Source organism: Wansuia hejianensis, assembly GCF_014337215.1.
GTDB classification, from domain to species: Bacteria; Bacillota; Clostridia; order Lachnospirales; family Lachnospiraceae; genus Scatomonas; species Scatomonas hejianensis.
Genome location: NZ_CP060635.1, coordinates 1,463,578 through 1,476,071 on the forward strand (window position 1 = coordinate 1,463,578; position 12,494 = coordinate 1,476,071).

At 49.5% G+C, this 12,494-nt stretch carries 10 protein-coding genes; 1 reads left to right on the forward strand and 9 read right to left on the reverse strand.

The window, feature by feature from the left end; all coding sequences use genetic code 11:
• The first annotated feature begins 42 nt into the window (after nucleotides 1-42).
• Nucleotides 43-1,377: an MATE family efflux transporter gene (locus H9Q79_RS06755; RefSeq protein ID WP_118646547.1), complete on the forward strand. Its 1,335-nt coding sequence runs from the start codon at nucleotides 43-45 to the stop codon at nucleotides 1,375-1,377.
• A gap of 63 nt (nucleotides 1,378-1,440) precedes the next feature.
• On the opposite strand, the gene H9Q79_RS06760 is transcribed toward H9Q79_RS06755, so the two are convergent.
• The 9 genes from H9Q79_RS06760 to H9Q79_RS06800 all read right to left on the reverse strand — a co-directional run bounded on the left by H9Q79_RS06760 (nucleotide 1,441) and on the right by H9Q79_RS06800 (nucleotide 12,457).
• Nucleotides 1,441-2,028 carry a cytidylate kinase-like family protein gene (locus tag H9Q79_RS06760; protein ID WP_118646545.1) on the reverse strand — a complete coding sequence of 196 codons (588 nt, stop codon included), beginning with the start codon at nucleotides 2,026-2,028 and terminating at the stop codon, nucleotides 1,441-1,443.
• A 3-nt stretch (nucleotides 2,029-2,031) separates the two neighbouring features.
• A complete protein-coding gene (locus H9Q79_RS06765) occupies nucleotides 2,032-3,417 on the reverse strand; it encodes an MATE family efflux transporter (protein WP_249329492.1) in 1,386 nt (461 codons plus the stop codon).
• 175 nt (nucleotides 3,418-3,592) lie between these two features.
• Nucleotides 3,593-4,576, reverse strand: a complete 984-nt coding sequence (locus tag H9Q79_RS06770) for an AraC family transcriptional regulator (protein WP_118646543.1) — start codon at nucleotides 4,574-4,576, stop codon at nucleotides 3,593-3,595.
• Between the two features lie 219 nt (nucleotides 4,577-4,795).
• The gene (locus H9Q79_RS06775) at nucleotides 4,796-6,052 is read right to left on the reverse strand and encodes an L-rhamnose isomerase (RefSeq protein WP_118646541.1); all 1,257 of its coding nucleotides are present in this window, start codon (nucleotides 6,050-6,052) and stop codon (nucleotides 4,796-4,798) included.
• Between the two features lie 15 nt (nucleotides 6,053-6,067).
• The gene (gene rhaB, locus H9Q79_RS06780; protein WP_118646539.1) at nucleotides 6,068-7,471 is read right to left on the reverse strand and encodes a rhamnulokinase; all 1,404 of its coding nucleotides are present in this window, start codon (nucleotides 7,469-7,471) and stop codon (nucleotides 6,068-6,070) included.
• A gap of 122 nt (nucleotides 7,472-7,593) precedes the next feature.
• Nucleotides 7,594-8,367: a response regulator transcription factor gene (locus tag H9Q79_RS06785; RefSeq protein ID WP_249329493.1), complete on the reverse strand. Its 774-nt coding sequence runs from the start codon at nucleotides 8,365-8,367 to the stop codon at nucleotides 7,594-7,596.
• A gap of 147 nt (nucleotides 8,368-8,514) precedes the next feature.
• Entirely contained in the window at nucleotides 8,515-10,266 is a 1,752-nt protein-coding gene (locus H9Q79_RS06790) for a cache domain-containing sensor histidine kinase (RefSeq protein ID WP_249329494.1), read from the reverse strand.
• 44 nt (nucleotides 10,267-10,310) lie between these two features.
• Nucleotides 10,311-11,141, reverse strand: a complete 831-nt coding sequence (locus H9Q79_RS06795; RefSeq protein ID WP_249329495.1) for an alpha/beta hydrolase — start codon at nucleotides 11,139-11,141, stop codon at nucleotides 10,311-10,313.
• 131 nt (nucleotides 11,142-11,272) lie between these two features.
• A complete protein-coding gene (locus tag H9Q79_RS06800) occupies nucleotides 11,273-12,457 on the reverse strand; it encodes an autoinducer 2 ABC transporter substrate-binding protein (RefSeq protein ID WP_249329496.1) in 1,185 nt (394 codons plus the stop codon).
• Between the last annotated feature and the right edge of the window lie 37 nt (nucleotides 12,458-12,494).

Consider the following 12,494-nt stretch of genomic DNA (forward strand, 5'->3'; position numbering starts at 1 on the left):
GCGCCTGCCCGCGCAAATCAGACGATAAGGAGTTACATCAACATGCAACAGGACCTCACTCAGGGCAGTGTCACAAAATCTATGCTGCTGTTTGCCTGTCCCATGATTCTGGGCAATTTGCTGCAGCAATTTTATAATGTGGCTGACACATTGATTGTCGGCCGTTTTCTTGGCTCCGACGCCCTGGCGGCGGTGGGCTCTTCTTTCTCGCTCATGACCTTCCTCACTTCCATTCTGCTTGGCCTCTGCATGGGGAGCGGCATTGTGTTTTCCATGCTGTTCGGCGCGCGGAAAGCGGACAGCCTGAAAAACTGCATTTTCATATCCTTTGTGATCACCGGCCTACTGGCTGTCTTTATTGAGCTCCTGGTGCTAGCCCTCACCGATCCTCTGCTGGCGCTGCTGCAGATTCCGGAAGCTATACTGGCCGATACGCGCAGCTATCTTCAGATTATCTTCTGCGGGATTCTGTTCACCTTCCTGTACAATTTTTTCGCGTCTCTGGCCCGCTCTATCGGTAATTCCGTCATTCCACTGATATTCCTGGCAGTTTCCACCGCTTTAAATATCCTGCTGGACCTGCTGTTCATCCTGTCCTTTGATATGGGCGTCTCCGGAGCCGCCTGGGCGACCATACTGGCTCAGGCCGTCTCAGCTGTGGGGATGATCGCGTACTGCTATCGCAAAATACCTTTTTTAAAACTAAAAAAACAGCATCTCCAGTTTTCTAAAGCTGCTGTCTCACAGATTCTGCAATATTCTCTCCTCACCTGCCTTCAGCAGTCCATCATGAACTTCGGAATTCTCATGGTGCAGGGCCTGGTAAACAGCTTCGGCGTCGCGGTTATGGCCGCGTTCGCCGCAGCAGTCAAAATCGATTCCTTCGCCTACATGCCCGTGCAGGATTTTGGCAATGCCTTTTCCACCTTCATCGCCCAGAATTACGGCGCCGCACAGAAGGACCGCATCCGCCGGGGCATCCGCACGGCAGTTCTCACAGCCGTCTTGTTTTGTATCGCCATTTCGCTGATCGTCTGCCGCTATGCAGGACAACTGATGACGATTTTTATCCGGCCTGAGGAGACAGAAATTATCTCTATCGGCGTACAATATCTGCGGATTGAGGGAATCTGCTACTGCGGCATCGGCTGCCTCTTCCTCCTCTACGGCCTGTACCGGGGTCTTGGGAAACCCGGGATCTCTGTCCTTCTGACATTCATCTCCCTGGGCACCAGAGTCACCCTGGCCTATCTGCTGGCTCCCCGCCCCTCAATCGGCCTGGCAGGGATCTGGTGGGCGATTCCCATCGGCTGGATCCTGGCCGACATAACCGGGATTGTCTGTTACCTTTTCTTAAAGCGGCGGCAAAGGCTTTAACCGGCGCAGGCTATCCTCAAAGCCTCTGGAGAGCCTGCCCAGACCGCTGCTGGTTCTGGCTCTTCAATCTGCCGCCTCCATGATCAGACGGGCACATTTTTCATATCCCAAAACGCTGCTGTTCAGCGTCATTGTATAATTTTGAGCGTTCCCCCACTCCTGGTCTGTATTATACCGGTAATTGATACTGCGCTTTTTATCCGTGTCTTTCATCAGCTTTAATGCCCCGGCTTCTGTCTTCTGATACAGCGCACAGATCCGTTCCAGTTTTACTCTCTGGTCTCCGTGGATGAATACATGCACACAATCCGTACGCTCTCTCAGAATATAATCCGCACATCTCCCTACAATGACGCAGGGCCCTTTTTCAGCGATCTCAAGTATCACCTTCCTCTGAGCCGTATACAGATAATCATCCAGGGAAATGCCTGTGCTGTCCCGTCCCACAAAAGCATAGGAAAATATACTTTTTGCCGGTGAATACTCTCCCTTTTTTTCAATAAATTCTTCTGACAGTCCTGTTTCTTCAGCCGTCTTCAGGATAATGTCCTTGTCATAAAAGGCGATCCCCAGTTTTGCTGCGATCTGCCTGCCGATATACCTGCCTCCGCTGCCAAATTCGCGGCTGATCGTGATAATTTTCTTCTCCATTCTCTAACCCTCCAATACGCTGATTTTTTTCTTGTAAACCTGCTTCATAAAAATGCAGGCAATAACCGTTGAAACACCTTCCGCGATCAGGAAGGTGCACCACACCATCCAGATATTGTCCATTGACTGAATCGCCATCTGCGAAAATCCCCAAGCCACCGGCAGCACGAACAGGAACTGCCGGCAGACAGAAATGACCAGTGACTCCAGCCCGCTGTCCAGCGCCTGGAATATCCCCTGGGATGCGATATTAATCCCTGCGAACAAGAAGCTCAGGGAAATCACCCGCATCGCGCCCACGCACAGCTCCTGCGTCTCCCCGGACAGCCCGAATACGGTCGAAAAAGGCCCGGCAAAGATCTCCATCACCAGAAGTCCGGCAGCCATAATTACACAGGTATAAATCATTCCATACTTAATACCTGCCCTCACCCTGGCTTTGCTTTTCATCCCGTGGTTAAAAGAAATAACCGGCGTTATGGCGTCCCTCAGCCCAAAAGCCGCAAACAGTATAAATTGCTGGATCTTGTAATAGAGCCCATAGGCGGTAACAACCGTCTCATCAATCCTCACCAGGATCACATTCAGCCCATAAGTCATGACAGACATCAACGCCTGGGCGATGATGGCAGGTAGTCCGATCGTGTAGATCTTCCCGATCACTTCCCAGGATGGTTTCAGATAATAAAGCCCGTTCGTTATTTCTCTATTATACTTCAAATGGAATGCCAGCGCCAGTACCATCGACACAATCTGCCCAATCACTGTGGCATATGCGGCACCCTTCACCCCCATCTCCGGGCATCCCAGCAGCCCGTATATCATAATCGGGTCCAGAATAATATTAGTCACTGCTCCCGCCACCTGCGCGATCGTAGACAGCAGCGACCTTCCCGTGGCCTGGAGCACCTTTTCAAAGATAGAAAAAAACGCGATGCCGAATGAAGTCACGCAGCAAATGCTTAAATAATCTGACGCCATCTCCAGTATCCGCGCATTTGATGTCTGCGACGTCACGTAAGCCCTGACTCCAGCCAGCCCAAAAATCAAAAACGCAAGATATATGACGCCAGCCAGAAATATCGCATTTCCCGCCACCCTGCTGGCCTTTTTCTGATCTCCCTGTCCCAGGCTTTTAGCCAGAAGCGCGTTCGTCCCCACTCCTGTGCCAATCCCAATAGCCACCATCAGCATCTGTACCGGAAATGCCAGCGTCAGCGCATTCAACGCGGCTTCACCGATTCCCGCCATGTTGGATACAAAGGCGCTGTCTACAATATTATAGAGTGCCTGAATCATCATGGATAAAATCATCGGAATTCCCATAGACAGCATCAGCCGATTGACGGGCATGGTTCCCATACTGTTCATTGATTCTTTTTCTTTCATGTCAAACCTCCATCTAATCTCTTTGGAATCTTTTCCAACCTGTCCCGAGAGCTGGTGCATCATGAATTATTTTCACACAAAAAGGCGTAAATCCATATCTGGATTTACGCCCCGGGCCACTCGATTCGTAATGTATTTTACCAAGAAATAAAGAAAAAAGTCAACAAAAAACTTTTCATAACCTCACATTTTTTTCTTCTCCAAATTTCAATCTGAACGCTCTGGGTGTCATGTGATACCTTTCTTTGAACATCCTGTGGAAATAGCTGTTATTTTCGTATCCCACAGCAGCTATGATGTCATGAATCGGCAGATCCGTCTCACACATCAGACTGACGGCCTTTCCCAGCCGTTTCCGCTGCAGCAGTTCCTTAAAATTATACCCGCTGGATTTTTTGATCAGCTTGCTCAGGGAATGTATGGGCAGATGAAGCCGGCCCGCCAGCTCCGTCAGGGTGGCTGTGCGGTAATTCTGTCCAATATAGTCCAGAGTGGTCATCATAACCATATTCTCGTACTGGTTCGGCCCCCTTGTCTCAGCGTACTGGACTGAATCCAGCAGATACAGGAACAAAAGGCCCATGGTCGTCTGATTAATCAAATTCTGATCCTTCTGCTTCATGACCAGGGAATAGATCATGTTCTCCAGAAGATTCTGGATCTGGAGTATCTCCGACACCTTAAAATACAGATATTCACCCCTCTGCTCATCCTTCCTCAGCGTGTTCACCAGAAACTCCGCCAGGACATTGTCTTTTCCGATCATATTGGAGGCCACATCAAAAAATTCCGGCAGGATAATAAAGTTTATGACGATATCGCTCTCTCCGGCCGCCAGTATTTCATGCCTCGTATATTGATTCAGGAACAGAAGCTCCCCCTTTTTCACCGTAATATCCCGCCCGCCGATTCTGTTAGTTACCGCGCCCTCACAGACATATATCACTTCTACATAATTGTGGCGGTGCAGCGGAAAATGCACAAACCGGGTATGGGTCCGGACTGTGATCAGATTCCCGGCCTCCAGCATTTTAGTGCTGTCAACCGTAAATTCTTCTCCGGAAGTGTATAGCCCCTTCTCCACCTCCGCACCTCCGTCCAGAATCTTCTGTTCCTCCTCCGTTATGGCCCGCAGCCGTTCCAGCAGATCACGGTTCATCCAATTCCCCCATTCTGTATCCCTGCTTTACTCCACTCTTCGATACGTTCACCATGAGTATTACTCTATGCCATATATATTTTTCTGTTGTCCATTTTTAATCCCAAAAACCCAGGATATACATACTAGATTATAACATTTCCCAAAAGGTTTAACAATAAAAAACCCGCCCGGCTCACAGTACAGACAGCCTGCGGCGGGCGGATCTCTGTTACATTTTTATGCTCTCCTGGCAAGAACGTCCTTCTCATAGGACTGAATCTCCTCAAACCAGTCTTCCTGTACCGGGACTCCGCAGCTCTCGCAGTAGTAATCCCATACAAGACCGAATGGATACGTCTTCATCTCTTCCTGCTGCATCATCAGCTCTGTGAACTGGCTGTTATCCTGCAGCTCTTTCAGCCTAGCGTTCGGGCTTAACAGCGCGTACATCAGGGCTTTCTGCATGTTGCGCATACCCACTGTCCACGCGGATACACGGTTAATGCTGGCGTCAAAATAGTCAAGCGCCAGAAGGACACGGTCTATCGCGTCATTTCTGACAATCTCCTTGGCTATCTCCTTGGTTTCGTCGTCAAACAGCACCACATGATCGGAATCCCAGCGCACCGGGCGGGTCACATGGAGAGCGATCTTATCATTGAACAGGAGCATCGAAGAAATCTTATCCGATACTACCTCCGTCGGATGATAATGTCCGTTGTCCATCAGACTGATGATACCGTTCCGGGCGGCATAATTCACTGTGAATTCACTGGAACCAACGGTGTAGGATTCCAGGCCGATGCCGAACACTTTGGATTCCAGGCAAACCAGGACCTTGGACCGGTCATAATCGATGGAGAGAATCTGATCCAGGGAATCCTTAAATCTCGCTCTCGGCCCCAGACGGTCTGCCGGCACATCCTTATAGCCGTCCGGAATCCAGATGTTCATCGCACAGGGATATCCGGTCTGCTCAGCAAAATACTGGGAAATGCGGATGCACGCCTTGCCATGCTCAATCCAGAACTTACGCACCTCCGGGTCCGGGCTGGACAGTGTCAGCCCGTCCTTAACCATATCATGAGAGAAATACGTGGGATTGAAGTCCAGGCCGATTCCTCTTTTCTTCGCAAAATCAACCCATTTCTGGAAATGCTTCGGCTCCAGTTTATCGCGGTCAACAAATTCGCCCGGCTCAAAAATTGCGTAATTTGCATGCAGATTCAGCTTCTTGGTTCCCGGAATCAGCGAAAAAGCTTCGTCGATATCAGCCATCAGTTCTTCCGGCGTCCTGGCTTTTCCCGGGTAGTTGCCTGTGGCCTGGATACCTCCGGTCAGAGGGCCGTCATGATCAAAGCCAGTCACGTCATCTCCCTGCCAGCAGTGCATGGATACCGGGATTTTTTTCAGGATATCCACTGCCTTGTCGGTGTCCACACCGATTTTCGCATACATCTCTTTAGCAACTTCGTATTTCTCTTTTACTGTCATTTTTTCCTCCTTGTTTCAGGCCTGATAAATTTTTATTCCAAAGGATTCATGGATTACATCACGCGCAGCCTCCACGGATGCAAACTCCTTTGCTTTCAGCATCTGAGCTGTGATATTGCCGATGGCTGTCGCCTCGCCTGGGCCGGCATGGACTTCTTTTCCGGTGGCTTTGGCCGTCAGCTCATTCAGATAGCCGGCATTGGAACCACCCCCCACCACATGAATGCGGGAATAGGTGCGTCCGGTTGTCTCTTCCAGCTCTTTTACGGTTCTGGCATAGCATTCTGCCAGACTGGTATATATGACGGTAGCTATCTCACCCAGGGTTTCCGGCACCTGCTGGCCGCTGTTTTTGCAGTAATCCTTTACCGCCTGAGTCATATTGTCCGGAGACAGGAAGCAGTTATCATTGGCATCCACACGGGACGGGAAATCCTTTGCTTCCTCTGCCATCTCGCAGATCTCGGCAAATCCGTATTTATCTCCGTACTCATGTCTGACTGACTGGATCATCCAGAGACCCATGATGTTCTTCAGGTGGCGGAATCTGTGATTATAACCGCCTTCATTGGTGAAATTCAGGTCACAGCTCTGCTGGGAGCAGTCCGGCCTGGCCATCTCCACGCCCATCAGGGACCAGGTGCCTGAGCTTATGTATACAAAATCGTCATCATTCGCCGGCACGGCCAGGACAGCCGATCCGGTGTCGTGGGTGCAGGGAACTACGATCTCCAGATCATAGCCGATCTCCTCTGCCAGCTCCGGCCTTAAATTCCCCAGGCTGGTGCCCGGCATGACCAGTTCATTGAACATGGCTTTCTTGTAGCCAAGCATGTCCATCAGCTCATAATCCCAGTCATTGGTCTGGGCGTTGATCAGCTGAGACGTGGTCGCTTCCGTATATTCATTCACCTTTTTGCCGCACAGCAGATAATGGAAGTAATCCGGCACAAACAGCAGGGAATCTGCCTGCTCCATATACTGCGGATATTTCTTCTTCACCGCCATCAGCTGATAAATTGTGTTATAAATTGCTTTCTGAATGCCGGTCCGCGCATAGAGGTCATTCTGTGAGATAATCTTATATACTTCTTCATCCATGCCGTCAGTCCGGTGGTCACGATAACCTACCGTGTTCCCCAAAACCCCGCCATCTTTGTCCAGCAGCACAAAATCAACGCCCCAGGTGTCCACACCCAGGCTGACAGGAATCTTGCCCAGCTCTTTGCATTTCTTAAGCCCGGTGACAATCTCCCGGAAGATACGGTCAAATTCCCAGCACAGCTCATCATCCTTCTTAACCATACCGTTCTCGAAACGATGAATCTCTTCCAGCTGCATCTTTCCATTCTCAGTCCAGCCCACCATCAGGCGTCCGCTGGACGCTCCCATATCTACTGCTGCATAATACTTACTCATGGAATCCTCCTTCTCATATGTTTCCATATGTTAGCTTGTTTTTATTATATCAGAACCCGCACGGGAAATTAAGAACCCTGTTTGTAAAAAAAAGTGTCCTCATTTGCACGGATTCATGATTCCTATTCGTTCGCTCCAGTTCTCTCTTCCTGCATTTTGCTTCGGTACTCCTTCGGAGTATAGCCGGTTGAGTTCTTAAACACCCGGCTGAAATAGAACTGCCCGTTAAATCCGGTAAACTCCGCAATCTGTCCGATCAGGTAGTCATCCGTCTCCAACATCTTCTTAGCCTCTTCAATCCGTATATTGGTCAGGAATTCGTTATACGTACAGTTGCAGCAATTCTTGAATATCCGGCTCAGATAGGGCTGGTTGATGCCAAAGGTATTGCAGATGGTAAGAATGCTGTTGTTTCCGCTTAAATTTTTGCGTATAAACTTTTCAATCTCCTCTACCATCTTCTGATCGCTGATCTTCCCTGCAGGAGGCAGGGGCGAAACGTCCTCTTTCCCTTTATCCTCATCCAGGACCTTCTCAATCTGCCGGAATACCTCTTCAACTTTCTTAGGGTCCAGAGGCTTCAGCAGGTAATCAAAGGCACCATAAGAAAACGCGTCATGGACATAGTCAAAATCAGAATATCCGCTGACGGCCACACAAATCACATTACTTTCGCCCTGCTGCATCACATATTTAATCAATTCCACGCCGCTTTTCTTCGGCATCTTCATATCGGTCAGAATGACCTCTGGCTTAAGCTTTTCATACATGGCGATGGCTTCATCGACCCCATAAACTTCGCCCACAATCTGGAATTTTTCAGTTTTTCTCTGAATAATCCTCCGCTCCATGGAGATAGCAGCCGGCTCATCATCTACTAAAAGTACCTGATACATCCATCTCTCACCCTTTCATACATTGTGGAACAGCGCAGCTGTTCCCCGCTCCGCCAGGAGCATGTGTTACGGGATGCCCTGCGGGTATACTTTGTAGAACAGCGTTAGCTGTTCCCCCGCCCCGCCGGGGCACGCATTACAGTATATTTACCTGTCAAATCCAAAAAGGATACTGGTTCCGCCTTCCTTATTCTCAGGATTCAGCTCATACCAGAAGCTGTCCCCATAGAAAAGTGACAGACGGATCAATGTCCCGCCAAGCCCCATCCCGCCAAACTGTACCTTGGCGGATGTATACAATGCTACTTCCTCTTCGGAAAATTCTTTCAGCCGCTTCCTTATTTTCTCTGCCGCCTCTTCAGAAATCCCACAACCATTGTCAGCCACTTCCACGGTTACCTTACCATTAGAGCAGGTGGTGGAAATCTTGATTACCACCGTTTCACGCTCTATCAGGCTAAATTTTATCGCATTTTCAGCCAGAGGCTGATAGGTAAGCTTCGGAATCAGAAGATATTTACATTCATCATCCATATGGATCTCATATTCCAGACGCTGACGGTACCTGCTTTTCATAATCGACAAGTAGGATTTCAGATTATCCATCTCATCCCCGATGGTCACCTCCGTTACCTCATAATCTGCCGCATACCGCAGGATTTCCGTCAGGCTGTAGCAGGCGTCTGCCGCTTCTTCATTCTCACCCTGCTCACACATATTGGCAATCCCACCGAGGGAATTATACAGAAAATGAGGGCCCATAACCGACTGAAGTGCGTCAAATAATGCCTTATTCTGCACCAGCTCCATTTTTTTCTGGCGTTCCAGCGCTTCCTGAAGCCGTTTAGCCATGCGTTCAAAGGAGTTTACCAGAATATCCGTCTCCGGCGATTTCGCACGTATCAGCACCTTTTCTCCAAAGTTATGAATGTCTATTTTTTCCATGTGCCGGACCAGGGAATTCAGCGGCTTCATGATCACCCTGGTGATAATCCGGCAAAACACCGCATTTAATACAATCATGATGAAAGCTACGAGAATAATGCCTTTCAGCACCTGATTGACAGCAGCATTCAGAACAGATTTCTGTACCACAACTATTGTTCTGCAGGAAAAGTAATTAGAAGGGGCAATCGCAATCATTTCATCCTTCGTCTGCCGTATCCTGGAATACTGATTGGAAATCTGGGCCAGCCTCTCCATATATTCCTCGTCCCTACCCATACTGCTGTAAAAATATTCGTCTGTATCATCCATGAGCACAGCCACACCCACTTCGCTTCCGTTGATCGTCGCCGCGCAGACCTCATCCATGTAAAACACATTCTGCTGCACTTCAATGAAGCCTGTGATGACTGTATCCGCATTTTTAATCGGCTTGATCTCCGTCACCACTGTTACTCCGCGGGAATCATCCCAGAAATCTTCCGTCTGACCCAGGTACACACGGCTGGTCGCCTGATTCATGTTGTAATTATTAATCAGATTCTGAGCTCTTTCGCGGACTGCTTCCTGTTCCGGCTCAGCCGTTCCGGTACAGATGTATTCCCCATCCAGATTATAGATCGCCACACGCCTGATATTGGAACGGTTCTTATAGGCGTCCACCAGCCTCCTCCTCAGCGTTGCCGTATCCGCGTATGTCCTTTCATCAGTCAGCCAGTGATTCCAGGCAATCGAAAAGCTGCTTCCGGTCATCACGTCAATGGTTACCTGGTCCAGGGTATTCAGATGGCTGTCCACCTGAGCCATAACAGTATCTGAAATTTGTACAAGATTTTCCTTGCCTTCGTCATAAATCTGCGCGTAATAATAACGATAAAAAATGAACACCGCTACAATCACGAATACCGTCACTAAAAGGGCGTAGGCGAGCGACAGCCGGCTGCTGATTTTCATTTTATTCTTCCCTGGCTTCACTCCTTCTCCCCCCGTCCTGGTATTCATCTGCGGCGCAGCCAACGCACCGCATGGCGGATCCAGCCGGCGTTATCAGGCACTATCTGCGCTTTCCTCTCTTCTGTAGTGGCATCACAGAGTGCCAGGCCATGTACTCCCTCTTCATAAATATGAAGCTCAAAGGTCACATGACATCTCCGCAGCGCCGACGCAAACAACAGCGAATTCTCTACCGGCACCTCTTCGTCCTCCTGGGTGCTCCATATGAACGCGGGCACCGTGTCCTCCGTCACTCTGTTCTGAAGGGACAGGAATTTTGACCATTCATCTGAAAGCTGATCTCCCATTAATAGCTTGCGACACTCTTCATGGCCGAATTCAGCCATGGAAATCACCGGATAACACAGAATCATCCCATCAGGCTTCCACAAATACTCCGGCCGGCCAAGTTTTTCTCCGATAAACGGCTCCTTCCAAAGAGTGCCCAGCGACGCACAGAGATGTCCGCCCGCTGAAAAGCCGCAGATCATAATTTTCTCCGGATCGATGTCCCATTCTTCCGCATGCGTCCTGACCAGAGCCACTGCCTCAGCCAGCTCCAGAAGAGCCGCCGGATACTGATTGGGAGCTACAGAATACTGCAGGACAAAGGCCTGCATACCTGCTGCCAGAAACCGCATAGCGATAGGTTCTCCCTCCCGGTCAGATTTAAACCGGTACGCCCCGCCCGGGCAGACGATTACTGCCATGCGCTTCGCAGAATGTATCAGCTGGGGACTCCTGTCCTGCAGGTATCCATAGAGTACCGGTTGATAAGTGTCTTTTTTCGCCCCTTCCGGATACCGGGGGGATATTTTTTCTTCTATATAACGCATAGATCTTTCCTCTCATGTATTTATTTTTTTTATTATACCAAAAAAAGGTATAGTTGCCCATACCGAAATTTATCCACATACAGAAAGAACCCGCATTAGCGGGTCCTTTCGATATATTCTGACAATCCGAATTAATAATCGAATTCGTCTACGTTGCTTGCATCGAAGATCAAAGCATCCCCCAGGATACACTGTTTGTCTTCGATCACTTTCTCGCCGAGTCTTCCTGCGTTGATGGAAGTAGAATCAGAGGTGATGTCACCGGTGATCAGCTGGTAAGCACCCTGGATTGCCAGGTAGCCCAGATCTGCGCAGTTCCACAGAACGCCTGTGTTCAGCGGATTGGTTTCATCCTTGATGTAAGTCTTCAGGGCATTCGGGGTAGCAAGTCCGGTCAGGGAAATCTTACTTGCATCCGGTTTGCTGGAAGCAGAAGCATACTGAGCGCCCAGGGCGGGAGTCGCCATTGAAGACAGAGCGATTGCAGCCTGGATCTTGTCGTCGCCTTCTCCCATTCTTCCCATCAGAGTAGCAGCCTCGCTGTTAACCTTAGTCTCATCAGTCCCAGGATAGTACACATCTGTTTCTTTATTCTTGATAACCATGAAGTTATACTCGTCTGTCTTCAGCAGCTCATCGATAGCTGCCTCCCATGCAACCTGGTTCGCGTCTGTTCCGGTGCTGGATACCAGAGCGATATTAGCTGTTTTGCCATTTCCATAGCCTTTTTCTTTCAGATCCTGAGCAGCTGCATCCAGAAGGCCCTTAGCGGCTGCGTCAGCGCTAATCTGGTTGATGAACAGGTCACGGGCATCTTCCTGTGCGTCAGCGTCGAAAGATACAACTTTGATTCCCTGATCCTGAGCTTTCTTCAGTGTCGGAGCAATAGCGGTGGGATCATTAGGCGATACTACGATAGCGTCAACTCCCTGTGCGATCCAACCCTCCAGGATATCTACCTGTTTCTGATTCGTAGCCTGATCCTGTGAAGGTCCGTCATACAGAAGGGTGATCCCCAGCTCGTCTGCCGCTTCCTGTGCCCCGCCCTTGCAGGCATCGAAATAGTTCTCACCTTTAAATTTAGGAAGCATCGCGATCGTCACATCGCCGCCTGTCTCTTTTTTCTCAGAACTGCTGCTAGTCGCTTTGCTGCTGGATGACACCGCGCTGCTGGATGCAGAAGATTCACTCTTGCTGCCAGAGTTGCTGGCTGCTGTGGAAGTGCTTTTGGAATCGCCGCAGCCGGCCAGCATGGACATAGCCATAACACCTACAAGCGCACCTGCTACTACTTTGGATAATGTTTTTTTCTTCATACTTTACCTCCCATTTTTTTAGAAGAATTTATTGTAA

Coding starts and splice junctions, on each gene's coding strand:
- rhaB (WP_118646539.1), bottom strand. CDS start 7,471: ATGAGTAAGTATTATGCAGCAGTAGATATGGGAGCGTCCAGCGGACGC.
- H9Q79_RS06755 (WP_118646547.1), top strand. CDS start 43: ATGCAACAGGACCTCACTCAGGGCAGTGTCACAAAATCTATGCTGCTG.
- H9Q79_RS06800 (WP_249329496.1), bottom strand. CDS start 12,457: ATGAAGAAAAAAACATTATCCAAAGTAGTAGCAGGTGCGCTTGTAGGT.
- H9Q79_RS06785 (WP_249329493.1), bottom strand. CDS start 8,367: ATGTATCAGGTACTTTTAGTAGATGATGAGCCGGCTGCTATCTCCATG.
- H9Q79_RS06795 (WP_249329495.1), bottom strand. CDS start 11,141: ATGCGTTATATAGAAGAAAAAATATCCCCCCGGTATCCGGAAGGGGCG.
- H9Q79_RS06775 (WP_118646541.1), bottom strand. CDS start 6,052: ATGACAGTAAAAGAGAAATACGAAGTTGCTAAAGAGATGTATGCGAAA.
- H9Q79_RS06770 (WP_118646543.1), bottom strand. CDS start 4,576: ATGAACCGTGATCTGCTGGAACGGCTGCGGGCCATAACGGAGGAGGAA.
- H9Q79_RS06760 (WP_118646545.1), bottom strand. CDS start 2,028: ATGGAGAAGAAAATTATCACGATCAGCCGCGAATTTGGCAGCGGAGGC.
- H9Q79_RS06765 (WP_249329492.1), bottom strand. CDS start 3,417: ATGAAAGAAAAAGAATCAATGAACAGTATGGGAACCATGCCCGTCAAT.
- H9Q79_RS06790 (WP_249329494.1), bottom strand. CDS start 10,266: ATGAAAATCAGCAGCCGGCTGTCGCTCGCCTACGCCCTTTTAGTGACG.